This is a genomic window from Arthrobacter sp. MDT2-34-1 (assembly GCF_059091365.1).
On sequence record NZ_JBNHGO010000001.1, the window covers coordinates 1,769,330 to 1,793,445 of the forward strand.

The 24,116-nt window shown below is 67.6% G+C and carries 22 protein-coding genes; 14 read left to right on the top strand and 8 right to left on the bottom strand.

Annotation, left to right across the window (positions count from 1 at the left end):
• The first annotated feature begins 48 nt into the window (after positions 1-48).
• The 3 genes from AC5RVV_RS08225 (at position 49) to AC5RVV_RS08235 (ending at position 2,398) form a co-directional block, all read left to right on the top strand.
• On the top strand, positions 49-648 hold the full coding sequence (locus tag AC5RVV_RS08225; RefSeq protein WP_494000837.1) for a protoglobin domain-containing protein: 600 nt from the start codon (positions 49-51) through the stop codon (positions 646-648).
• 367 nt (positions 649-1,015) lie between these two features.
• A complete protein-coding gene (locus AC5RVV_RS08230; RefSeq protein WP_494000838.1) occupies positions 1,016-1,921 on the top strand; it encodes a sulfite exporter TauE/SafE family protein in 906 nt (301 codons plus the stop codon).
• 12 nt (positions 1,922-1,933) lie between these two features.
• Positions 1,934-2,398: an RrF2 family transcriptional regulator gene (locus AC5RVV_RS08235; RefSeq protein WP_494000839.1), complete on the top strand. Its 465-nt coding sequence runs from the start codon at positions 1,934-1,936 to the stop codon at positions 2,396-2,398.
• Positions 2,399-2,481: 83 nt separating this feature from the next.
• On the opposite strand, the gene AC5RVV_RS08240 is transcribed toward AC5RVV_RS08235, so the two are convergent.
• A complete protein-coding gene (locus AC5RVV_RS08240) occupies positions 2,482-3,876 on the bottom strand; it encodes an MFS transporter (protein ID WP_494000840.1) in 1,395 nt (464 codons plus the stop codon).
• Positions 3,877-3,904: 28 nt separating this feature from the next.
• Entirely contained in the window at positions 3,905-4,519 is a 615-nt protein-coding gene (locus AC5RVV_RS08245; RefSeq protein ID WP_494000841.1) for a flavodoxin family protein, read from the bottom strand.
• A 241-nt stretch (positions 4,520-4,760) separates the two neighbouring features.
• Between AC5RVV_RS08245 and hpaH the strand changes: the two genes are divergently transcribed.
• The 5 genes from hpaH to AC5RVV_RS08270 all read left to right on the top strand — a co-directional run bounded on the left by hpaH (position 4,761) and on the right by AC5RVV_RS08270 (position 8,639).
• Positions 4,761-5,546: a 2-oxo-hept-4-ene-1,7-dioate hydratase gene (gene hpaH, locus AC5RVV_RS08250; RefSeq protein WP_494000842.1), complete on the top strand. Its 786-nt coding sequence runs from the start codon at positions 4,761-4,763 to the stop codon at positions 5,544-5,546.
• Entirely contained in the window at positions 5,531-6,349 is an 819-nt protein-coding gene (locus AC5RVV_RS08255) for an HpcH/HpaI aldolase family protein (protein WP_494000843.1), read from the top strand. Before hpaH ends, AC5RVV_RS08255 begins: the two co-directional genes overlap by 16 nt.
• A gap of 131 nt (positions 6,350-6,480) precedes the next feature.
• Positions 6,481-6,693 (top strand): hypervirulence associated TUDOR domain-containing protein, encoded by a 213-nt coding sequence (locus tag AC5RVV_RS08260; RefSeq protein WP_494000844.1) that lies wholly within the window; start codon positions 6,481-6,483, stop codon positions 6,691-6,693.
• Positions 6,694-6,772: 79 nt separating this feature from the next.
• Positions 6,773-7,840: an alcohol dehydrogenase catalytic domain-containing protein gene (locus AC5RVV_RS08265; protein WP_494000845.1), complete on the top strand. Its 1,068-nt coding sequence runs from the start codon at positions 6,773-6,775 to the stop codon at positions 7,838-7,840.
• Between the two features lie 46 nt (positions 7,841-7,886).
• Positions 7,887-8,639 carry an ArsR/SmtB family transcription factor gene (locus AC5RVV_RS08270; protein ID WP_494000846.1) on the top strand — a complete coding sequence of 251 codons (753 nt, stop codon included), beginning with the start codon at positions 7,887-7,889 and terminating at the stop codon, positions 8,637-8,639.
• Between the two features lie 173 nt (positions 8,640-8,812).
• On the opposite strand, the gene gap is transcribed toward AC5RVV_RS08270, so the two are convergent.
• Complete coding sequence (gene gap, locus AC5RVV_RS08275) at positions 8,813-9,832, bottom strand: type I glyceraldehyde-3-phosphate dehydrogenase (RefSeq protein WP_494000847.1); 1,020 nt, start codon at positions 9,830-9,832, stop codon at positions 8,813-8,815.
• An 82-nt stretch (positions 9,833-9,914) separates the two neighbouring features.
• Between gap and AC5RVV_RS08280 the strand changes: the two genes are divergently transcribed.
• Positions 9,915-11,126, top strand: a complete 1,212-nt coding sequence (locus tag AC5RVV_RS08280) for an ROK family protein (protein ID WP_494000848.1) — start codon at positions 9,915-9,917, stop codon at positions 11,124-11,126.
• Between the two features lie 59 nt (positions 11,127-11,185).
• Here AC5RVV_RS08280 and AC5RVV_RS08285 read toward each other — a convergent pair whose 3' ends face one another.
• Positions 11,186-12,133, bottom strand: coding sequence for a D-2-hydroxyacid dehydrogenase family protein (locus AC5RVV_RS08285; RefSeq protein WP_494000849.1), 948 nt, complete (start codon positions 12,131-12,133; stop codon positions 11,186-11,188).
• A gap of 167 nt (positions 12,134-12,300) precedes the next feature.
• Entirely contained in the window at positions 12,301-12,843 is a 543-nt protein-coding gene (locus AC5RVV_RS08290; RefSeq protein ID WP_494000850.1) for a YceI family protein, read from the bottom strand.
• A gap of 257 nt (positions 12,844-13,100) precedes the next feature.
• Here AC5RVV_RS08290 and AC5RVV_RS08295 point away from each other — a divergent pair, with 257 nt between their 5' ends.
• From AC5RVV_RS08295 to AC5RVV_RS08315, 5 genes are all read left to right on the top strand, one after another.
• Entirely contained in the window at positions 13,101-14,672 is a 1,572-nt protein-coding gene (locus AC5RVV_RS08295; protein ID WP_494000851.1) for a molybdopterin-dependent oxidoreductase, read from the top strand.
• Between the two features lie 212 nt (positions 14,673-14,884).
• Positions 14,885-15,520: a uracil-DNA glycosylase family protein gene (locus AC5RVV_RS08300; protein ID WP_494001311.1), complete on the top strand. Its 636-nt coding sequence runs from the start codon at positions 14,885-14,887 to the stop codon at positions 15,518-15,520.
• Positions 15,521-15,652: 132 nt separating this feature from the next.
• Entirely contained in the window at positions 15,653-16,402 is a 750-nt protein-coding gene (locus tag AC5RVV_RS08305; RefSeq protein ID WP_494000852.1) for a ZIP family metal transporter, read from the top strand.
• Positions 16,403-16,719: 317 nt separating this feature from the next.
• Positions 16,720-18,585 (top strand): APC family permease, encoded by a 1,866-nt coding sequence (locus tag AC5RVV_RS08310; protein WP_494000853.1) that lies wholly within the window; start codon positions 16,720-16,722, stop codon positions 18,583-18,585.
• Positions 18,586-18,765: 180 nt separating this feature from the next.
• Entirely contained in the window at positions 18,766-19,335 is a 570-nt protein-coding gene (locus AC5RVV_RS08315; protein ID WP_494000854.1) for a hypothetical protein, read from the top strand.
• On the opposite strand, the gene AC5RVV_RS08320 is transcribed toward AC5RVV_RS08315, so the two are convergent.
• From AC5RVV_RS08320 to AC5RVV_RS08330, 3 genes are all read right to left on the bottom strand, one after another.
• Positions 19,240-20,817: a dynamin family protein gene (locus AC5RVV_RS08320; protein WP_494000855.1), complete on the bottom strand. Its 1,578-nt coding sequence runs from the start codon at positions 20,815-20,817 to the stop codon at positions 19,240-19,242. The two genes, AC5RVV_RS08315 and AC5RVV_RS08320, sit on opposite strands and share 96 nt — an antisense overlap.
• Positions 20,814-22,643, bottom strand: coding sequence for a dynamin family protein (locus AC5RVV_RS08325; protein ID WP_494000856.1), 1,830 nt, complete (start codon positions 22,641-22,643; stop codon positions 20,814-20,816). Before AC5RVV_RS08325 ends, AC5RVV_RS08320 begins: the two co-directional genes overlap by 4 nt.
• Before the next feature lie 112 nt (positions 22,644-22,755).
• A complete protein-coding gene (locus AC5RVV_RS08330) occupies positions 22,756-23,970 on the bottom strand; it encodes an IniB N-terminal domain-containing protein (RefSeq protein ID WP_494000857.1) in 1,215 nt (404 codons plus the stop codon).
• Positions 23,971-24,116 lie beyond the last annotated feature (146 nt).

Genomic DNA, 24,116 nt, shown 5'->3' on the forward strand with positions numbered 1-24,116 from the left:
ATGGCCGTTCAAGGCGCCGGTCCCAAACCTTCCAGCGGAGGCACTGCCATGTCGGTCCATGCATCCAGCGGTTCAGACATCCCCGGCTACGAGTACGGCACGGTGGCGCATTCACCGGTCACGTTGGCCGAGCTCGATGAGCTCAAGGCCAGCGCCATGTTTGGCGAGGAGGACGCCACCCTGCTGCACCGGGCCGGCGAGATCCTTGACGGCCAGGTGGAGGACGTGCTCGACGTCTGGTACGGATTCGTCGGCGGCCAACCCCAGCTGGTCGCGCACTTCTCCCGGCCCGACGGCCCGCCCATTGCGGACTACCTGAATGCGGTCCGCCGCCGGTTTGGCCAGTGGATCAGGGATACCTGCACCAAGCCCTACGACCAGGAGTGGCTGGACTACCAAAACGAAATCGCCCTGCGGCACACCCCCGAACACAAGAACGAAACCGACCACGTGGGGTCCACTCAGGTCGTCCCGTTGCGCCACCTCATCGCGCTGATCGGGCCGGTGGTCACCACGATGCGGCCGTTCCTGGCCAGCGGCGGGGATCCCGTGGAGAAGGTCGACGCCATGATGCAGGCATGGCTGAAGGCAGTGGTCCTGCAGATCGCGCTCTGGTCCCGGCCCTACACGCTGCCGGGCGAGTGGTGACGGCGACCGGCGGAAGGATCAACGCCAGGGCAACTCCGGTTCTGCCCCGGCCGATACCCAGCCCCAGCGGAATGGTGATGCAGGGCGCCTGAAATTTCAGCGGCGCCTCGATCACCGACATGCCGACAATCAGGCCCAGTGGGCCGGCAGCACCAGCCGCGCCGCCATGCGCAGGCAAACCGTGTTGTGCCTCCCAGTCCACGCTCCGTCCTACGTTTCCGCGGGAGCGGCACGGCCAACCGCGCACGTTCCTCAAGATTTGCTCAGGGATGTTTGCTCACGACGGATTGCTATCGACACGCACCCGTGGTGTCCATACACTCCAAACTCTAGTAACTTACTAGTGTTTCGGGGGAAAGGCACTCACATGCGCAATCTGTTCCTCATGGCCATCGTCGGCCTCCTCGCCCAGATGGTCGACGGCTCGCTCGGCATGGGATACGGCGTGACTTCGTCCAGCCTCATGATTGCCGTGGGCATCGCTCCCGCTGCGGCCAGCGCAGCAGTCCACCTCTCCGAGGTCGGCACGGCGCTGATCTCCGGATTCGCCCACCACAAGTTCGGCAACGTCGACTGGCGCATCGTCGGGATCATGGCGGTTCCGGGGGGCATCGGCGCCTTCATGGGAGCCAACTTCCTGGTCAGCCTGCCGGCCGACGTCGCCAAGCCGTGGGTTGCCCTGCTGCTTTTCCTGCTCGGTGCCTACGTCCTGTTCCGGTTCCTGATCCTGTCCGGCCGCCGGCCGCAGTTCAAGGGCCAGGTCAAGGCCGTCGTCCTGATGCCGCTTGGCCTCGTCGCCGGCACGATGGACGCCATCGGCGGCGGCGGCTGGGGGCCGATCGGCACCACCTCGCTGCTGTCCACCGGCAAGATCGAACCCCGCAAGGTCATCGGCTCAATTTCCGCCACCGAGTTCATCGTTGCGGTCAGCGCCTCGGTGGGCTTCCTGCTCGCGCTCGGACGGGAGGGCACTAACTTCGCCTGGGTTCTGGCCCTGCTCGCCGGCGGCGTCATCGCGGCCCCCGTCTCGGCGTGGCTGGTTCGACACCTGGCCGCGGCGGTCCTCGGCGTAGCAGCCGGAAGCCTCATCATCCTGACCAACGCCAAGACCATGATGGAGACGTGGGGCGGGGCGGAAAAGAACTCCGCCCCGGTGTGGCTCACGCTGGCAGTCCTGGCGGTCGCGGCCGGCCTGTTGATCACGCAGGCCGTGCGCAGGGAGTTGCGCCGACGCCGCGAGGAGGAGCCCGAGCTGGAGCTCGCCGGCGCCTGAGACAATGGGCGGGTGCACATCACCGCCAAATCCGACTACGCCCTGCGCGCCCTGATCGTCATCGCCCGGTCGTCCGAAGCGCAGACCGGGACGCTGGCGGCCGAGGCCATAGCAGCCGCCCAGGGCATCCCGCACAACTACTTGCTGTCGATTCTCGCCGACCTGCGGCGCAGCGGCATTGTGCGCAGCCGCCGCGGCCAGGGCGGCGGTTGGCACCTTGCCCGCACCGCGGTGGAGATCACCGTCGCCGACATCATCCGCGCGGTGGACGGGCCGCTGGTGAGCGTGCACGGGGTGCGGCCCGAAGCGGTTCAATACGAGGACCCGGCGGCGGTTCTCCAGCCGGTCTGGATTGCCGCGCGCAGCAGCCTGCGCGAAGTTCTGGAGTCGGTTACCCTGGACCAGCTCGCCTCCGGTCAGCTGCCCGCAGAAGTCACCGGGCGCAGTTCGCGCGACGATGCGTGGGAGCCCAGGTAGACATGCCTCATCGCCTTGCCTTCCCGCGGCGGGGCGACGATCAGTGGCCGGCTTGAGCCGGGCCCGGCGAAGGCGGCCGCCCTCTAGCCTGCCCGCCCTGTTCCCCCGGTGCCGGCCGACGCAGCCTTCGACGGCACCCTGCCGTTGACGCGGTAGCGCGGGTTCCTGCGCCGGCCGCCGGCCGCGGGCGGGTCTTCGATGTTCCTGGGCCCGTTGATCATGACGGCGCCGACCAGCATGACCACGATGCAGGCGCCCAGCATGGCGAACGAAGCGGTCCAGGAGCCGGTGGCCTCGTGCACCACGCCGAACAGCAGCGGGGCGACGCCCGCGCCGGCGTAGCCGATGCCCTGGCTGAAGCCGGACAGGACCGCCGAGCCGTGCGTGGTGCGCGAGCGAAGGTTCACCATCAGCAGCGCGGTGGCGAAGGTGCCCTGGCCCAGCCCGGAGAGGGTCATCCACCACCAGGTGCCGCTCTCCGGCGAGAGCAGCAGGCCCAGATGCCCGCCCACCCAGCAGGCGGTGAACACCAGGATGGCGGCGATGGGGTGCCTCAGCCGCGGCACGATCAATGGCACGAGCAGGCTGGCGGGCAGCCCGAGGATGGCGAAGTACGCCAGCGCCGACCCCGCCGTCGCGGCGTCGATGCCGTGTTCGGTCAGGTACGGCGGCAGCCACGCGAAGTACACATACGTCTGCGCGGAGTTGCCGGCCAGGAAGATGGCCAGGCCCCAGGCCACCGGCGAACGCCACGGATTCAGCTTCACCGGCCCCGCCGCGGCTTCGCGGGCGCGAACGGCAGGCCCGTCGCCGCGGACCGGTCCGGGCGGGCCCTCGTCCGCACGGGGTCCAGGCGAGGCCGCCGCAGCCCGCCCGCCGGCGTCGTCCATCCGGCGCTTGCGGCGGTCCCGTGCCGCCTGCACCGCCCACGGGATGAGCACCACGGCGCTGACCGAGGCCCAGAGCGCGATCGATGTCCGCCAGCCCGCGGCGTCCGCCACCGGGACCGCCAGTTGCGGGCTCATCGCGGTGCTGACCGCCAGCAGGGTCACATAGCCCGCGGTCACCACGCCCACCCGGTCCGGGAAGTATTTCCGGACCAGCGGCGGCAGCACGACGTTGCCGATTCCGTACCCCGCCATCACCACCGCGCTCAGGGAAAGAAACGGCCACACGCCGTCGACGGCGGCGCGGCCTAACTGGCCGGCGACCGCCAGCAGCACGGCGGCCACCAGCACCTTTTCCAGCCCGAGCCAGCGGATCAGCGCCGGGGTGCCCAGGCCGGCGGCGGCGAACACCAGCGGCGGCAGCATCGCCAACACGCCGATGCTGGTGGCGTCGAAGCCGAGTTCGGGGCCAAGCCGGCCCAGCAGCGGACCGACGGCGGAGACCGCGGCGCGCAGGCTCAGCGCCATCAGCAGGATGCCCAGCAGCGCGCCGATCCGCCCGGTCCACGGCCTGCGGAGGAAGTAGTTCACCCGCCTACCCTAGCCGCGGCCCGCCCGCTTACCCGGCCGGATACGGTTCGCGGCGCAACAGCCGGGCCAGATGAACGGCATTGCGCGCCGCGGTGGCCGTCGTTGCCACGGTCACGTCCGGGGTTTCCGGCAAATCCTGGAAGTCGGTACCGTGCATCGCCTCCCCCACCCAATACGTGGCCCCCTGCGCCGGCAGGCTGAACCCGATATCGCCCAGGCCCTGGTACAGCTCGGCGGTCACGTGATGGGCGCCGTCCTCATTGCCGACGACGGCCACCAGCGCGACCTTGTTGAACATGCTGGGCCGGCCCTGCTCGTCGGTTTCGGACAGCTCCGCGTCCAGGCGTTCGAGCACGAGTTGCGCCTGGCTCGCGGCGTGGCCCAGCCAAATCGGTGTCGCCAGCACCAGGATGTCGGCGGCCAGGACTTTGGCGCGGATGGATGGCCAGGCGTCGCCGTTGCCCATGTCGGTCTGCACGCCGGGTTTGACGTCGTGGTCCACAACCCGCAAGAGGTTACACGTGACGCCGTGTCCCGATAATTGCGTGAGCACCTGCCGGGCCAGCAGTTCGCTGCTCGACGGCTTAGGCGACGGTGTCAGGGTGCAGACCAGTGCCAGTGCGTTAAGTTTTGTATCCTCCATAGCGCCATTCTGCGGCTTCGGGCAGTTAATGGACAGTCCGTCGGACACGCCACCGGCCGCCGGGGATCTTCCAAGACCCGATCCAGGCCGCCGCCGTTCGCTCCCCTTGTAACCAACTTCCGGGCGGTGACAGGCGCCGCCGTAAGATGGTGCTGGCGCCCTTCCCGTGCGGCGCCGCGGACTGCCGAACGCCCGCCCCGGGCGGCTGCGGCCTGCGAAGAACTAGGAAGTGGTGCCAAGGATGCTTGACCCGTCAACGATCGAGTCCATCGCCGACGAGCTGGTGGAGGCCGGCCGGACACGGACGCCGGTGAAACGGCTGACCGCCCGCTACCCGGAGATGACCATTGAGGACTCCTACAAGGTGCAGAACCTGTGGCGCGAGCGCAGCGAGGCCGCCGGCCGTACGCTGGCGGGCCGGAAGATCGGCCTGACGTCCAAGGCCATGCAGTACGCCACCGGCATCAGCGAGCCGGACTACGGGATCATCTTCGATGACATGATCCTGGAGAACGGCTGCACGGTGAAGTGGGACCAGTACACCCACCCGCGCATTGAAGTGGAACTGGCCTTCGTGCTCAACCGCGACGTCAAGGGCCCCAACGCCACCATTTTCGACGTTTTGAACGCCACCGAGTACGTGGTTCCCGCGCTCGAGATCCTGGACTCGCGGATCGAGATGGAAGGCCGCACCATCGTTGACACCATCTCCGACAACGCCGCCATGGGTGCCATGGTGATCGGCGGCAACCCGGTCCGCCCGCAGGACGTGGACCTGCGCTGGATCGCCGCCATCCTGTACAAGAACCAGACCGTGGAGGAGACCGGCGTCGCCGCCGGCGTGCTCAACCATCCGGCCGCCGGCGTCTACTGGCTGGCCAACAAGATTGCCCCGCACGGCGACCACCTCAAGGCCGGGGAAACCATCCTCGCCGGGTCCTTCACCCGCCCCATGTGGGTACACAAGGGGGACACCGTCTTCGCCGACTACGGGCAGTTGGGAACCATCACGTGCCGTTTCGAGTAGAGCCCGACCCGTCCTTCAAGGACGCCCTGTCCACCGCCGACCGGCCGCTGGCCGGCATCTGGGTCTGCTCCGGCTCGCCCCTGGTGGCCGAACTCTGTGCCGGGGCCGGCTTCGACTGGATCTTCATTGACGCCGAGCACTCCCCCAACGGGCTGGAGTCTGTGCTGGCGCAGTTGCAGGCCGTGCGCGGCTACCCCGGCATTCCCGTGGTCCGCCCGCCCGTCAACGACACCGTGCTGATCAAGCAGTACCTGGACCTGGGCGCGCAGTCACTGATCATTCCGATGGTGCACACGGCCGAACAGGCCCGCGCCGCCGTCGCGGCCACCCGCTACCCGCCGGCCGGCGTGCGCGGGGTCGGTTCCGCGCTGGCCCGCTCGGCCCGCTGGAACCGGATCCCGGACTACCTCACTCGCGCGGAGGAAACGCTCACGCTGATCGTGCAGATCGAGTCCGCCGAGGCCGTGGAGAACGCCGCGGAGATCGCCGCGGTGGACGGCGTGGACGGCGTGTTCATCGGCCCGTCCGACCTGGCCGCGTCGATCGGCGTGATTGGCCAGCAGGAGCACCCGGACGTGGTCGCCGGCGTGGAGAAGGCGCTGAAGGCCGCCAAGGCGGCCGGCAAGTTCGTGGGGGTCAACGCCTTCGCCGAAGCCTCCGCCCGCCGCTACATGGAGTGGGGCGCCGATTTCGTCGGCGTCGGGGCGGACGTGGCGCTGCTGGCCCGCGGCTCCGAGGCCCTGGCGGCCAAGTACATCCCCTCCGACGGGGACGGCACGGCCGGCACCCCGGCCAGTTACTGATCCTCCGCAGAACGACGGCGGTGCTTGGGCGGGTTTCGCAGCCCACCTGAAGCGCCGCCGTCATACGCGGTGAAGTGCAGCAACTGCTGGTTGGGGAAGCGTCCTTCGGCTAAAAATGCTAAGACTTGACCATGGCTGCTTCATTCAAGGTTGGGGATAGAGTGCGCTGGAATTCAGAGGCCGGCGAAATCCACGGCAGAGTCACCAAGATCCACACCAAGGACTTTGAATTCCGGGGCCGCACGAGGCGCTGCTCCGAGGATGAGCCACAGTACGAAGTCCAGAGCGACAAGACGGACCACTTGGCTGTCCACAAGGGCTCGGCGCTGCGCAAAACGGACTAACCGGCGACGCCGCCAAAGGCTCTCAGGGCTGGGACTCCACGGCCGTTTGAGGCTCCACAGAAGTTCGAGGAAACAAGACGTGGCAACTGTCTCCAGCAATCTTTCCGGCCGGCAACCGACCGTTCGGGCGCTGGCGCGGATTTCCCACACGCACGGGGGCGTCGGGCTGATCGACCACCTGCTGCGGGCGCCGACAGCGGACGAGGTGGAACTGCGGGTCAGCCTCTGCGGGCTGTGCGGCTCGGACGTTATCGTCTACCGTGCCGACGCGGCAGCGGCGCCGGTTCCGCTGGGCATGGTGCTCGGGCACGAGTCGGTCGGCACGGTGGTCCGCACCGGGCTGCTGGTTCCCGAATGGCTCGCGCCGGGCACCCGGGTAGTGCCCATTTCCACCGTGGGCTGCGGCGACTGCGAGGCGTGCCGGGCGGACCAGCCACATCTTTGCGCCGAGCGCTCCGGTCTGGGGCTGACCCAGCATGGCCAAGCCACTTCACGGGCTCTCGTTCCGTGGCGCAATCTGGTGCCGGTGCCGGAGTCGGTTCCGGACACCACGGCAGTTCTAGCAGAGCCCGCGTCCATCGCCTGGCGCGCGGTCTCTACTGTCGCCCGCATCCAGCCCGGCGAGCGCGTGGCAGTCTCGACCACCCGCAGCATCGGCCTGCTCGCCGGCCTGATGGCGCAGCACGCCGGCGCCGAGGTGACGATGATTGGCCGTGAAGGTCCCGGCCACGCGGCTCGGGTTGAGTTGGCCCAAGGCCTTGGCTTGGGCAGCACGACCGAGCAGCAACCCAACACCTACGATGTGTGGATTGAAGCGACCGGTGCTGGTATCAACCTGGCACGTGCCGTTCAGGAACTGCGGCCCTTGGGCCGCCTGGTCATGGTGGCGATGTACGCCACCGGGACCGCCCCTGCGCCCGTGGTCCGGACCAGCAAGAACCTTGCGGTCCTGAACAGCTTCATCTCCACCCGGCCGGATTTCGAGCAGGCCCTGGCGTTCCTTGCCACCAGTCCGGATTTGGGCGAGCGCCTCATTACGACCTACCCCATGGGCCGGGCCGTCGAAGCGCTGCGGCTGACAGCCGAAGCCAGCACCGACGCCGTCGGGCGGCCGCTGGTCAAAGCGGTCCTCATCCCCGATGCCTGAGCGGGCTCTCTCGACATGTGACTAAACAGTCACCTATTATGGGCGCATGGATGCCGTGTTCAAGGCCCTGGCGGATCCCACCCGGCGCGGGCTGCTGGACGAACTGTTCCGCGAGGACGGGCAGACCCTCACCGCACTCGAAGCGCGGTTCGGCATCACGCGCTTTGGCGTCATGAAGCACCTGAAGCAACTGGAAGAGGCCGGCCTGGTGGTGACCCGCCGCCGCGGCCGGGAGAAACTGCACTTCCTGAATCCGGTGCCCATCCGGCTCATCCACGACCGCTGGGTGAGCAAGTATGCACAACCATGGGCCGCTGCCCTCAGCGACCTCAAATCCCGATTGGAAAGTCCCATGGAGAAAATCTTCGAGATCTATATCCGCACCACCCCGGAACAGCTCTGGGAAGCCATCACGGACAGCGAGACCAGAAGCAAGTACCAGTTCGGCAACCGGATCGAGACGGACTGGACGCCGGGGTCCGGGTACGCGGTGACCAACCCGCGGGCCGATGCGCCGCTGAGCGAAGGCGAGAACCTGGAAGTCGACCCGCCGCGCCGGCTGGTCCAGACGATGCGCGCACTGTGGGGCGAGGACGTCGCGGCCGAAGGCACGTCCCGGGTGACGTGGGAGATCGAACAGGTGGAGGACTCCTGCCGCCTCACCGTGACGCACGATCAGCTGCGCGAGGGGGCCAACGAGCAGGTGTACGGCGGCTGGCCGATGGTCCTGTCCGGCCTCAAGACGTGGCTGGAGACCGGCGAGAAACTCACCACACCCGGCTCGCTGATGTACACCTGATACCGGCGAGAGAGCACTTCGGACATCAGAGCGCCCCGGAAGTTCTGTCCCGCCGGCGCTCTCACCCCCCTAGTCCCATCGAAGAATCAGCAGGCGCCCTTTTCACGACTGGAAAGGGCGCCTGCTGAATAGTCAGTCCGGAGTCAGTGTCCGGGAGCGGGATCGGAGCGGAATCAGGAGAGCTTGGACGCCACCAGCGAGGTCAGGTCCACCAGGCGGTTGGAGTAGCCCCATTCGTTGTCGTACCAGCCCACGACCTTGACCTGGTTGCCCATGACCTTGGTGAGGCCGGAGTCGAAGATGGCCGAGGCCGGGTCGGTGACAATGTCCGAGGAGACGATGGGATCCTCGGTGTAGGTCAGGATGCCGGCCAGGCGCGGATCCGCGGCTGCCGCCTTGAACGCGTCGTTGACTTCCTCGACCGTCACCTCGCGGCCGACCGTGACGGTGAGGTCCGTGGCGGAACCGGTGGGCACGGGCACGCGGATGGCGAAGCCGTCCAGCCGGCCCTTGAGCTCGGGCAGCACCTGCCCGATCGCCTTGGCGGCCCCGGTCGAGGTGGGAACCATGTTGATCGCGGCCGCCCGGGCCCGGCGCAGGTCGCGGTGCGGCCCGTCCTGCAGATTCTGATCCGCGGTGTAGGCGTGGATGGTGGTCATCAGGCCCTGCTCGATCCCGAAGTTCTCGTGCAGCACCTTCGCCAGCGGGGCCAGGCAGTTGGTGGTGCAGGAGGCGTTGGAGACGAGGTGGTGGGCGCCGTCGTCGTACTCGCCGTCGTTGACACCCATCACCACGCTGAGCACATCACCCTTCGCGGGAGCGGAAATGAGGACCTTGCGGGCGCCGGCGACCAAATGCTTCTCGGCATCCGTGGAGCTGGTGAAGCGCCCGGTGGACTCGATCACGATGTCTACGCCGAGCTCGCGCCAAGGGAGGTTTCCGGGGTCGCGTTCGGCCAGCACCTTGATGGTCCGTCCGTCGACCACCAGGTCGCCGTCGGCGACCGTGACGTCGGCGCCCAGCCGGCCGACCACGGAGTCGTACTTGAGCAGATGCGCCAGCGTCTCCGGCGAGCCGAGGTCATTGATCGCCACGATCTCGAGGTCTGCACCGATCTTGCCCTGCGCCATGGCCGCCCGGAAGTAGTTGCGGCCAATGCGCCCGAAACCGTTGATGCCAATCCGTACTGCCATGGGAACTCCTTTTATTTAGCCTCTAAATTTATGTTCCATTATTATTATCCTGATACTGCCGGACGAGGTCAAGGGGATCGATGTGAGCACCACCGCCACCACTCCGCAGGTCCTGCGGCTGACCAACCTGAAAGCCGTCCTGTCGGTGATGCGCGAGAACGGCGCAGTGACCGGGAGCGACCTGATCGAGGCGACCGGGCTGACGCGTGCCACGGTCATCGCGGTCTGCGACGACCTGGTGTCCCGGGGCTGGGCCCGCGAGGTGGCCGGCGAACGCGTGCTCGGCACGGCGAAGGGCAGGCCGGCGCGGCGGTTCCAGTTCAACCCCGGGGCGGGCTGCGTGCTGGGACTGGACGTCGGCATGGCCACCGCCACCGTGCTGGTGGCGGACCTGAACGGCCTGGTGCTGGCCCGCATCTCAGAGCGGTTCGAGAAGCCGCCGGCTCCGGCGGACTCGCGTCGCTCCACGATTAAGCGGGCAGTAGCCGCCGCCCTGGCCGAGGCCGGACTGCCGCCGGAATCGGTGCTGGCGACGGCCATCGGGGTGTCCACCGTCGTCGATCGCCACGGCAACGTGGCACCCGGACATGAACTTTCCGAGCACTTCGACATTGGCCTGCAGACCGAGGTCTTTGCCCGCTACGGCTGGCCGGTGCTGCTGGAGAACGACGCAAACCTGGCGGCCCTGGCGGAGCGCTGGAGCGGCGCCGGCAAGGGCGTCGACGACTTGGCCGTCATGCTGGCCGGCGAGCGGCTGGGCACCGGCCTGATCGAATCGGGCCGGCTGCTGCACGGCTGCAACGGCGGCGCGGGCGAAGTGGGCACCCTGGAACTGGTGGACGGGGTGGGCAGTCAGGACGGCATCGCGCGGCTGGCCCGCTACTGGGGCAACGAGGCCCTGGCCTCAGGCAGGCCCACCGTAATCCGCGAACTGGTGGGGCCGGGCACCACGCGCGTGTCGGCCCGTTTCGTCTTCGAGGCCGCGGCCCGGGGAGACGCGGTGGCGCAGGAAATCCTGGAGCGCATCGGCCAACGGATGGCCCGCGTGGTCGCGATACTGGGCACCTTCCTCAACCCGGAGCTCGTGGTGATCGGCGGTGCGGTGGCCGCCTCGGCGTCGGCCCTGCTGCCCACCATCAACCGGGAGCTCCCCAAGCTCACCGCGACGCCGCCGCGGGTGGCGGTCTCCGGGTTCGGCGATGCGATTGTGGCCACCGGAGCCGTGCGGCTGGCTCTGGACTACGTGGAGGAGCACGCCATGGAACTTGTCCCGGCCGGCATGGCGGCGAGCTAGGGGCGATTCGTAGGAGACTTCCCCGAAGCTCGCGACGGGCTCCCGCGTGCCGCCGCCGGTCAGGTGAGGACGTTAATGGGCGCCCCGTCGAGGTAGGCCAGGATGTCCTCGAGCATCTGCGTGTACCCCAGCCTGTGGGCCTCCTCGGTGACGAAGCCGACGTGCGGGCTGAGGATCAGGTTAGGCACGCCGCGCAGCGGGCTGTCCTGCCGCAGCGGCTCCACATCGTAGACGTCGAGCGCGGCGCCGGCGATCCGCCGTCCCGCCAGCGCAGCCACCAAGGCGTCCTCGTCCACCAGCGGTCCGCGCGAGGTGTTGACCAGCCGGCCGCCGGAACCGAGGAGGTCCAGCTCGGCGGCGCCGACAATCCCGCGGGTGGACTCCGCCAGCCTCAGGTGGACGCTGACGATGTCCGAGCGCCGGAACAGGTCCTGCTTGGACACCCACTCCGCCCCGTGGCCGGCCGCGCGCTCCCGGGTCAGGTGCGGGCTCCACGCCAGCACGTCCATCCCGAACGCCTGCGCGTAGCGGGCCATCAGCTGCCCCAGCCTGCCCAGGCCCAGCAGCCCGAGGGTGGACCCGGCCAGGTCGAGCCCCATCCGGGCCTGCCAGATCCCGGCCCGCACGTCCCTGTCGTTCTGTGGGATCTCCCGGGCCACAGCCATCACCAGCGCCCAGGCCAGCTCGGCCGGAGCCTGCGTCGTTTTCTGCGTTCCGCACACGGTCACCCCGCGGGCGCGCGCGGCGTCCAGGTCGATCGAGGCGTTGTGCATGCCGGTAGTGGTCACCAGCTCCAGGCCGGGCAGCAGGTCCATCAGCTCGGCGGTGATGGGCGTCCGCTCGCGCATGGTGACCACCACCTGCGACCCTTCCAAGCGCTCGGCGAGAGCGCCGACGTCGTCACAATGGTCCGTGAAGCGTTCGACGGCGATGCCCGCCGGCAGTTGCTCCCACGGGGCGCAGCCCAGTGCCACGTCCTGGTAGTCATCGAGGATGGCGATCTTCACGATGCCAGCGTATCCGCCCGGGACCCGGGGAGCCGCGGTGCCCCCGGCTTGGCGCGCGCGGTCCCGGGTCCCCGGACAGCTCCGCAGCAGCGCAGTTACGCCCGGGCGTTAACGCAGCAGGCAGGGCCCGGAACGGATCCGGGCCCTGCCTTTGGGTGTCGCGTGGGTTAGTTGGCCGGCAGCACGAAGGCCGAGTCAACCGTGATGGTGACCTTGTCGCCCACCAGCACGCCGCCGGCTTCCAGGGCGGCGTTCCAGGTGATGCCGAATTCCTTGCGGGAGATCTGCGTGGTGGCAGAGAAGCCGGCGCGGGTGGCGCCGAACGGGTCAACCGCCATGCCGCCGAATTCGACGTCGAAGACCACCGGCTTGGTGGTGTCCTTGATGGTCAGCTCGCCGGCCAGCCGGAACTCTTCCGGAGTGCCTTCGACGCTGGTGGCCTTGAAGGTCATCTCCGGATACTGCTCCACGTTGAAGAAGTCTTCGCCCTTGACGTGGGCGTCGCGGTTGTCATCGTTGGAGTCGAACGAGGCGGTCTTCACGACGGCTTCGACGGAGGAAGTGGCCAGGCTGTCGCCGACCACGAGGGTGGCGTCGGCGTCGGTGAATTGGCCGCGCACCTTGCTGATGCCGGCGTGGCGGACGGAGAAGCCGACCTCGGTGTGGGACTGGTCGAGATTCCAGGTTCCGGGGGTGAGCTGTACGGCCATTTAGTGCCTCCTGGTTGAAGTTAGGATGTGAAGCCCGGGTGAACTTCATGCTTATGCATCTACCGTAGCACCTGATAGTTGAAGAGTCAACTAATGGCCGGTGAACGGCAGGCAACATTGTTTCGCCCGGCGCGGGAGGCCGCCCTGCCAACACCCATGGTGGTTGTCCTGCGCCCTGCTTCGGGTAGATGATCGGAGCAGGGCACGATGCCACCCGTTCGGAGACATCCGGCCCGTCATCGAGCGAAGGACACGGCATGGCAGCACCGCCAGCCACGAAGGCCACGCTGACCGGGCGGTCGCCGGCCATGCTGGCGGGCGTCGCGTCCGCGGCCGCGCTCTTTGGCACGGCTGAACTGGCGGCAGCTTTTTTCGGCCCGGCCGCCTCCCCCTTCGGCTCGGTGGGCGCCGCCGTCGTGGAACTCTCCCCGACCTGGCTGACCGAATTCGCCATTTCGACTTTCGGGACGGCGGACAAACTCGTGCTGTTCATCGCGATGGCGATCGTTGCGGTACTGATCGCCGCCGCGGCCGGCCTGCTCGCGGCCCGGCGCTGGACCGCCGGCGCGCTGGTGGTGGTGATGCTCGCGGCGGGCATGGCGGCCTGCGTGCTCACCCGCGCCGGGGCTGTGCCGGCCGATGCCATTCCGACGGCGCTGGGAACCGCGGCTGGCCTGCTCTGCCTGCGCCGGCTGATCAGACTCCTGCCCAGGCCCGCGCCCTTGTCCGTGGGCGACGCGGCCGTCATGCCGGAGGTTCCGGACCGCCGCCGCTTCCTGGCGAACGCCGCGGCGATGGCGGGTGTCGCCGTCGTCATGGGGATCGCGGCCGGCGCAGTTTCGGCGGCGCGGAACAGCGCACGGCAGGTGCGCCAGGCATTGGGGCTGCCGGCCCCCGCGCGGCCTGCCGGGCCATTGCCGGAGGATGTGCAGGCACCGGTGGACGGGGTGGTTCCCTTCGTAACCCCCAACGAGGAGTTCTATCGCATCGACACTGCGCTCATCGTCCCGTCGGTAGATCCGGGGCAATGGCAGCTGCGCGTTCACGGACTGGTTGAGGAAGAGTTCAGCATTAACTTCCAGGAGTTGCTAAAGGCCGACCTTGTGGAGAGCTACACCACGCTGACGTGCGTTTCGAATCAGGTGGGCGGGAACCTGGCCGGCAACGCCCGCTGGCTAGGGTATCCGCTGCGCGACTTGCTGGCGCGTGCACGCCCCCTGCCGGAGGCGGACATGGTCCTGTCCACCAGCGTCGACGGCTTCACTGCTTCGACCCCCTTGGAAGTGCTCACCGACGGGAGGGACGCGCTGCTCGCGGTCGGGATGAACGGGGAGCCCCTGCCGCTGCAGCACGGTTTCCCCGTGCGGATGGTGGTGCCGGGGTTGTACGGATACGTGTCCGCGACCAAGTGGGTGGTTGACCTGGAGCTCACGCGGTTTGCGGACAAGGCCGCCTACTGGACCACCCGCGGCTGGTCGGACCGCGGTCCGATCAAGACGGCCTCGAGAATCGAGGTGCCTCGGCCCGGAGCCCGCCTGCCGGCCGGGACCCTGGCCTTTGGGGGAACGGCCTGGGCCCAACACCGGGGCCTTTCAAAAGTCCAGGTGCAATTGGACGACGGCGACTGGGTGGACGCCCAACTGGCGGCGGAGGCTTCCGTGGACACCTGGCGCCAGTGGTACTCGGTGCAGGACGAGGTTCCGGCCGGGCCGCACCGGCTCCGGGTGCGCGCCTGGGAGGCGGACGGAACGCTGCAGACCGAGGCGGCGGCACCGCCTGCTCCGGATGGCGCCACCGGCTGGCACAGCGTTGATTTCACCGTTGCTTAACCGCCGGGTCATCTTCGTCACAGGAGCCGCGCCCGATGCCCGGGATTCCGCCGCCGGTCTGCAGGAGGCGCCCAGCTTCGGTTGCTATGCTCAATAGCCGCCTCCCGTCGCCGCAGGCGGCTGCCCGTTCCCACGGCGGCACCGCCGTCGTTCCCCGGCGCACCGATTTCCTACCGTTCACCTTCCCTTCCCTCCAGGAGACCCGCACCCCGATGACCAGCCCGGCAGTATCCGATCAGCACAAGGACCTCATGGACCGCAGGTACGACTCTGGCGTCGCCGACATTAACCGTCTCTGCGACGAACTGCGGGACCTGAAGCCGGGTACCGAGGTTCCTTATGTGGATCCGATACACGACGCCGATGAATGCCGGATCGTCTCGCTCTACTCGAACATCGGGCACGCCTCGGACACGGGTTTCATCTGGCCGGGAGACCAGGAGGCAACGACGCGGATGCTCGGGCTGCAGTGGCAGCTCGGCCTGCGGCCCCAATACGTGATGCCGTGGAACGTGCATCCGTGGTTCACCCCGGGCGAGGCCAACGGCAAGCTCACCCCCGACCAGATCAACGCCGGCCTCAAGCCGCTGCTGAAGATGCTGACGCTGGTGCCGCGGGCCTCGGTGCTCGTGGCACACGGAACCGAAGCCCAGCGGCTCGCCGGCTTGCTGCTGAAGACCGAGAACCCGCTGCTCTGGCGGCGCGGCTTCAAGACCTACAAGGTTCGGGCGCTCAGCGGCCGGGCCTTCGCGGGTTCGCCTGCCCGCCAGCAGGAATGGCTGGACGCGATGCACGAAGCCTATGCCGACGCCATGGCGCGCACCGGATTGGGCCGGCCCGCCAAGTAGCACTGCGACCCGGCTCGCCGGCACCGCCAGCGCCCGGCCGTCCATCCCTCCCATCCGGCTAAACAATCCCTCTCCCGCCATGGCGGCTGCGCCTTCCCGCGGCTAGCCTGAGCCTGGACGGGAGGAACAGCCATGCCGTTGTGGATGACCGCGTTTTCCGTAGGGGCGATGGGCGGTGCCGCGCTGGTGCTCGGCTGTGCCGTCGCTTGGAAATGGGACATTCCCGTCAAGGTTGTCTCGACGGTCATGGCATTCGGCGCCGGCGTCCTTATTTCGGCGCTCGCCTTCGAACTGGTCGACGAAGCGGTAACGACCGGCGGGATCGGCGCGACCATCGGAGGTTTCCTCGTCGGCGCCTGTCTCTTCGTGGCAACGAACGCCCTGCTGGCCAGAAAAGGGGCCAGGCACCGCAAACGGTCCGGCAATCAGCAGCCCGCCGAAGGAGATACCCCGGGCAGCGGCCTGGCGATCGCCGCCGGCGCCCTGCTGGACGGTATCCCTGAATCCCTCGTGCTGGGCCTCGGCCTCGTCGCCGGGGGAACAGTCAGCCCCGCAATGTTGGGAGCCGTGTTCATTTCCAACATCCCCGAAGGGCTCTCCAGCAGCGCCGGCATGAAGAAGGCCGGGCGGGGCGCGGGCTATGTTTTTGGCGTGTGGGGCACCATCGCCGTGCTCTCCGGAGCCAGCGCCCTGGTCGGCTACCTTGCGCTGCAAGACGCACCGGAGGAGCTCTTGGCGTTCATCAACGCGCTGGCGGCGGGCGCCATCCTGGCCATGGTCGCTGACACCATGATCCCCGAGGCCTTCGAAGAGCATCACATCCTCACCGGCCTCACGGCAGCGCTCGGGTTCGTCACGGCCCTGAGCCTCGATGCGCTGTAACCCGGCCACTGCGGCAATCCCCCGGCCACGCTGAAACCAGGACCACTCACGGTGAAAATCAGCAGGCCCGCCATTGCGCGGAACCGGATGCGGAATCCACAAGATTCTCTCGTTCCCGGTCAATGACGGATCTATACTGTGGGAGCGCCCTGCGACAGGGCCCCGGGCAACGGGGCCCGCCCGGCCGGGGCGACAGGAGAAAATCGGTGCGCTGGTCGCTCGAACATACGGTCCCGGCTGTTGTCCCGAGGCCGGCTCCCCCGCCGCCGCTTCGCCGCGCGCTTAGCCGCTGGCTGTTGATGGACAAAGTTCCGCCGGTGGGCCGCGAAAGCGCAGCGCGCGGGACGCCCCATCCCTGGTGGAAGGTCGTGTGCCTGACCGGCGTTGACTACTTCTCCACGCTCTCCTACCTGCCCGGAATTGCCCTGATCGCTGCGGGACCGCTGTCGCCGCTGGCAACGCTGCTCATTGTGGGGCTCACCTTGCTGGGAATGCTCCCGCTCTACCGGCGCGTGGCGGCGGAGAGCCCGCACGGGGAAGGCTCGGTGGCCATGCTCGACCGGCTCCTGCCGTTTTGGAAGGGGAAGGTTGTTATCCTCGTCCTGCTCGGTTTCGTTGCCACATCGTGGATCATCACCATCACACTCTCGGCCGCCGACGCAACGGTGCATTTGCTCGAGAATCCCTACTCTCCCGGCTTCTTGCAGGGCCACCCGGTTCCAGTCACCGTCGTGCTGCTGTTGGTCCTCGGGGGCATCTTCCTGATCGGATTCGGCGAGGCTGTAGCCATTGCCGTGCCCCTGGTGACCGCGTTTGTGATCCTGAATGCGGCCGTCATCATGGCCGGCCTGTCGCTCATCGCGCGGGACCCCGGCCGCATCAGCGACTGGGCGCAGGCCATGGCCGTTGCCAGCCCCGGCCCCGGCAACCTGGCCTTGTCCCTGCTGCTGGCATTTCCTCTGCTGATCCTGGGCCTGTCTGGATTCGAGACCGGCGTGAGCATGATGCCGCTCGTGGCGTCCGAGGGGCACACTCCCGCACAACGCCTCGCCTCACGGGTCCGCAATACCCGGAAGATGCTGACCTGTGCTGCGGCTGTTATGAGCGGTTTCCTGATGGGCAGCAGCTTCGTGACGGCCGTCCTCATCCCGCCCGAGGCCTACGCCGCGGGCGGCCCCGCGGATGGCCGGGCCCTCTCCTATCTTGCGCACGCACTGCTCGGCGAGGGGTTCGGCACGATCTATGACGCGGCAACGGTCTTGATCCTGTGGTTCGCGGGAGCCTCGGCGATGGCCGGGCTGATCAACATCGTCCCGCGTTACCTGCCGCGCTTCGGAATGGCCCCCGAATGGACCAGTGCGATCCGGCCCGTCGTCCTGGTCTACACCGGGGTCAGCATCCTGCTCACCGTGGGTTTCGGGGCGGATGTCAACGCGCAGGCCGGAGCCTACGCCACAGGCATCCTGGCCATGATGGTGTCGGCGGCCGTCGCTGTCGCCGTCACGACTGCGCGCCGCCACAAACGCCGCACCGCTGCCGGGTACGGCGCCCTCAGTTTGGTGCTGCTCTACGCACTGCTGGCCAACGTGCTGGAAAAACCCGAGGGCATCGGCATCTGCGGGCTGTTCATCGTCGGCATGGTCGGCGTCTCGCTCGTCTCCCGCGTCGCCCGCACCATAGAACTCCGCGCCGAACGTATCGAATTCGACCAGACTGCCCGGCGGTTCATCAGCGATTCCTTGGACAACGACGGCTCGCTGAACATCATCGCCAAGCGCCGGCCCGGCAACCACGACGATTACAGTGCCAAGGAAGACGCGCAGCGGCACATGAATCCGGTCCCGGGGACGGCGGACGTCCTGTTCCTCGAAATCGACATCGTGGACCCTTCGGCCTTCGCCAAGGTGCTTCGCGTCCGCGGCATCGACGTCGGCGGGTACCGGGTGCTTCGTGCGGAAAGCCCCGCGGCCCCGAATGCTATTGCCGCCATCCTCCTGGCCGTGCGGGACGCAACGGGTGTTCGCCCCCATGCCTATTTCGAATGGTCTGAAGGCAATCCGCTCGGCCACCTCTTCCGCTATCTGCTCCTGGGAGAGGGAGACACGGCTCCCGTAGTGCGCGAAATCATCAGGCAGAATGAGCCTGACCCTGCCCACCGGCCCGGGATCCATGTGGGCGGATAGCGGCGGCGGAAGCCCGCCCTGACCGCTGAGATGCCGCACGCCGCCGTCGTCGTGGGCACGGCGGCCGGAGGGCGGTCACGCCCGGGCACGAGCATTGCGGTCGCTTTGGGTGGCGGCTAGATTATCTCCATGTCTCAGGAACCAGGGATGGGGGCGCCTGGAGCTCAGGGAACCGGGGGAATGTCCGGCGAACCGGAACGTCCCGCGCCACCGCGTCCGCAGATGTCCGACCTCACGCCGCCTCCGATCATCGGGACTTTGGTGCCGCCGCCTGCTGTCAAGAGGGTCCGCGCCTTGTGGATCCTCAGTTTTGTTTCGGGACTGATTGCGGGGATCTTCGCGTATTTCGCGCAGGAGGAGATCCTCAAGCACCTGCGCGGGCTCATCGACGGTTTGGAGCAGGGCGCCGACAAGGAGACCGTGGAAGCGCTCGCGGTCGTGGTTTTCTGGGGAACCCTGGGCGTGCTGGCGCTCGTCATGCTGATCGAGGCCGTGCTGCTGCGGGCCCTTATGCGCCGGCATGGCAAGGTGCGCTTCGTGCTGCTCGCCATGCTGTTCGTCCACGGGGCGGTGACCCTGCTGGCCGACGAATTCCTGGCCGCTCCCGGCGATCAGGAATTGGGCATCAGGATCATGCTGGTTCTGCAGCTGGTGCTAGCCGGCGCGGCGGTAATCGCCAGCGTCCTGAGCGGGGCCAACCAATGGTTCCGTGCCGAGCACCAGGGGCGGCGAGGCAGGCCGCCTGCCTGAAGCAGGCTGCATTCCGGCCAACAGTTCCTCGCAGCTGCGAATGACGGTCTGGCAGACCTCGGCGACGGCACGGCCGCGCAGCGGGTCGCCGGCCACGGCGTGCCAACGTCTCAGGCATGCCACGGCGTGCTCCCGCAGGACCTCGCCCGGGGCGTCACGCGGAAGCCCCAGGCGTTCGGGCGCCGAGACGCCTTCGCCGCCGATCATCCGTTCAGCTTCGGCGGCCAACTCCGGCTCCAGCGGCAGCCCGGTGGTGCGGGCGGCCGCCAGCAGACGCAGTTCACGGAAGGCGTGGGCGCTGGCGAGCAGCCGTTCCAAGCCGGCCGCGACTCCCGCGGCGCCCGGGCGGGGGTGGTCGTTCAGCAGCTTTTCGACGCCGACCAGGGCCGTCCGGGCTTTCAACTGTCCGGCCCGGGCTTGGAACTGCCCGGTCATCACAGCCAGCAATTCGTCCAGCCCGCTGCGGCGGGCCAGTTCGTGGGCCAGCGCGGTCGGCTCCGAGATGCCTCCACGGAGCAGCGCGGCTGCCAGCCGGAGCCCGAAGAGCCCGAACCTGTCCAGCAACTTGGCCCGCGCTTCCGGCGTGGCGGACAGCGGACCTCCCGGACGGACGAAGCGGTCGGCGGACAGCAGGAGCAGCTCCCGTTCCCGCCTGTCCAAGGAAGCGAGCTCGGCGAGGACGGCGTATTCCGCCTGCCGCAGGCTGCGCGCCGACTGGGCCAGCAGGCCGGCGATCGGCACTACCCCGAGGGCCAGTGAACGCAACGCCCCGTCACGGCGGTACCGCGCAGCGATGTCCCGGGCGGAGAGCATGGCGTCGATCCGGCCGGACCCAACCTCGTCCGCACGGGACAATACCGCCAGTGCGTTGACGGTACCGCTCTGGCCGGCCGCGGTATCACGGAAGGACTCCAAGAAACCCAGGTCGGACGCGTGCAGGTGCCGCAGCAGGTAGATGATCGCGTCGGCCTCCGAGGGCGCGTCGGCCGGCGTCAGGAAATCGGTGGAGCGGGCCGACACGTCCCGGGAGAGCGAGGCAATGCCCGGCGTGTCGATCAACGTCACGTCCCGCAGGGTTCGGGACGGCCAGTCCACCACGAGCCTGTCGACGTCCTCTGCCTGGACCCCGCCAAGCTCGAACACCAACCGGCCGTCGGTGCGCTTGGTCGGCAGGTCCCGGGGCGCTCCAGAACGCGGGTGCAGGGTAATCCGCGGAGTGTCGCCGAAGCGGTACCAGGTGACCACCCGGGTGCACTCTCCCGTGTCGGTCGGGGCAATCTCTTCGCCGATAATGGCGTTGAGCAGGGTTGACTTGCCCGCTTTGACCATGCCCGCAATGGCGATCCGCAGCGGCTCGTCGAGCCGGCGGGCATACTCCTCCAACACCTGACGCACGGCCGGTTCGTCGCGGTAGGCTGCAATCGCTTCCTGGACCAGCCCGCGCGCCGCTTCGACATCCGCTCCGGCTGCCGCGGTATTCATGCCTGTCCAGCCACTTGCGGTGCAGCGTCCAGCGCCAACGCCTGCTTGCGCAGCGACTCCACGAGCGCGAGGGACGCCTTAAGCTCCTTGATCCGCAGGTCGCGTTCCTGGTGGAACCGGCTTGCCGCCTTCTGTGCCGCCAGTACCGAATCCGCCAGCGAGCGATGGTGCTCTTCGGCCAGTTCGGTGAAGTGGTCGCGGGTGGCCCTCTGGACGATCCTGAGCCGGTCCTTGAGCTGCTTGCCCACCTGGAACACGACCTCATCGACTTGTTTCCGGACCAGGGCCTTGGCCTCCGATTGGCGGCGCTTCAACCGGGCTTCCTTGTCTTCGCGGTAGGCCTTGCCTCCCAGCAGCAGGCCGGCGCCGACCGAGATCGGGTTGATCAGCGCCATACCCGCGATCCCGGTGAGGAGGCCGAACATCAACACACCGCCGTACGAACCGCGCATGCCAATCAGTATTTTCTGGACCGTTCCAAGGCGTCCTGCATCCAGATCCGGGATTTCCTCGACCGGGTCGAGCACGTTCTCAGTGGAATCGACCTGCAGCAACGGCAGGGTCACGTCGTCCTGGTTGAAGTGCTCGGCGACCTTTTCCGCCAGCCACAACGACCGTTCGTTCGTCCACACGAAGGTGTCGGAGACGGCCGCGGCCACACGCTGTTCCAGCCAGTGCACAAACTGTTCCCACTGCGGACCGGGATCCCCGGCATCAATGGACTGCTCGGCGTCCCGCAAAATGCTGCGCAGCCGGTCTCGCAAGTCGTATTCCATATCGGCGATGAGATCGCTCATGCCGTCATTGAGCGTGACCTGCCAGCGGGAAGAACGACGGCGGAGCTCGTCGGCGCGTTCCTTGGCCGTTTCCAGCTCGGCCAGCATCTCCGGGGTGCCGTCCGGATTCTCCAGCGCGCTCAGTTCGGACTTCAGCGACAGCCGCAGATGGTCCATGGCGGAAATCAGGTCCTGCGCCACGGACCGCCGCTGGAGCCGCTCGGTCTGGCCCAGGATCTTCTGCCGGAGGTAGGCCACCAGCTCCGGAAATCCCGATTCGGCGTTCAGTTCGCTGTCACGCATTTCGGCCGCCCGGAGGCGAAGTTCCGAGGAGATCGGAATCAGCGGCACGTCTGCCCCGATCCGCTTCAAATGGCCCCTGTCCAGTTCGGCCACGCGGCGCCATTGCGGGTACAAATCCGTCTTGGACAGGACGCCGGCCACATTGGGGCAAATCCGTTGCGCCTGCCGCAGGAACCGGATCTCCGGTTCGGTGAACTCCTGGGATGCGTCCGAGACCAACAGCACGGCGTCCGCCGTCGGCAATGCCGTCAGCGTGGTGAGGGTATGGGCCGAGTCCAGTCCCCCGACCCCCGGCGAGTCCACCAGGGCGAGTCCGCCGTGCAGAACCTTCCGGGGCAGGGAGACTTCCGCAGCTGCCAGCCGGCGCTCGTTACCCGGATTCCCCCGTTCCGAGACGTGCTCGGCGAGCTCGTCCAAGGCGACCGGGCGACGCTCCAGTTCAACGTCCCCGTCGCTGGAGTCGGCGCGTTCCTTCGGAACCAGGATCACGGCTGAGGCAGGCTCCCCGTGCTTGACCACTGTCGGCACCGAGGTGGCGACGTCGTCGTCGATGGGACAAACCGGCGCATTTACCAGGGCGTTGATGAGCTGGCTTTTGCCCTGCTTGAATTCACCGACGACGATCACCCGGGTGGCCGGATCCTGCAATCGCTTGCGGGTCTGTTCCAGGCGCCGCTGCAAGTCTGCGCGCTCACCCTTCTTGGCCAATTCCTGGCCCTGATCCACCAGCTTGACGAGCTCGACCACCGTATCCCCTTTTGACTTCCGGCCCCGCGGCCGGACCGTGACACTGTCCAGCAGGAGGTCCCCCGGCCTCCTGCTGGACAGCTGATCTGTCGTGATTCAGTTATCGGGTCGGTTAGAAGTCGACCTCTTCGGCAACAACGCTGTCTTCGATGTCCACTTCGTTGTCCGCGACGATGACGGAGTCGTTGACGGAGTTGTCGGTGAACTCGGCGTTGATGTCGTCCACCTGCACGTCCGTGTTCGTGGAGCTGTCGTTGAACGAATCCTCGACCTCGACCTCGTTGAACGAATCCTCGACCTCGACCTCGTTGAAGGAATCCTCCACGTTGATATCGGTGGTGGAATTGTCCTCGTTGAACGAGTCCTCGACCTCGATCCCGGTGGTATTGCCGTTGTACGAGTCCTCGGTCTCCACGTTGGTGGAGTTGTCGGTCGAGTAATCCTTCGAATGGTCGGAGTTGTCGTTGAAGGAGTCTTCCACCTCGACGTCCAGGTCGACATCCGTGTTGTAGGAGTCCTCGTTGTAAGAGTCCTCGTTGTAGGAATCCTCATTGTAGGAATCCTCGACGTTGAAGGAGTCCTCGACGGAGATGTCGGTATCCCCGACGGTCACATCGCCCTCAATGTCACCGGTTGTCACGGTGGTGGAGTTGTCGGTCGAGTAATCCTTCGAGTAGTCGTTGGAGTTATCCGTCGAGTTATCCACGGTGGCGTCCCTGCCAGCCGCAACAGAGTCGTCGCCCGAGGCGATAACGGCGTCGTTGTCGAACCACTGATTCACGTCGCCGTCGGCCCAGATGTTCTGGTTGACGGACTGATCCGTGATGGTGTCCCGATCGTCGATCGTAGAGGTGTACGAGTAGTTGTTCACGATGTGCGTCAGTTGCTGCACAGCGTGGGCGTGGTCATCATGATCGTTGCCCCTGCCGCCGCCGTGACCGTGGTCATCGTCGTCATGGCCGCCACCCCCGTGGCCGCCTCCGCCGTGGCCGCCGCCACCGTGGCCGCCGCCACCGTGGCCGCCGCCCCAGCCACCGCCATTGTTGCCGGAGTTGTCGCTGGACCAGTCGCCGGTGTCGCCGCCGGAGTGGTTGCCGCCGGTGTTGTACTCGCGGTCGAAGGACGAGCTGGCATCCACGGGAGCGTAGTCGAGGATGACCGGCATGATGGCGTCCACATCATCGGAGCACACGTCGCCCAAGCCGGCCTCGGCGAGGGCGGCCTCCGGGTCTGCCTGGAATTCGGCGGCTGCGCGCGGATCACGGAGCAGATTCATGATGAATTCGAGAAGAGAGCTTGCGAGCGTAGGCATTATGTGAATCCCCATTCTTATTCCTACTGGATCTGGCCAAAATTATGGATGGTGGCCCGCCGAGCTGAGTTGCTTGGCTTGGTTCAAAGCTACGGCCGGGCTGCTGTCGCCCGCATCGGGGCTTCCTCCCCCGCCGCCCGCCCCCTCCAGGGGGATCGCGG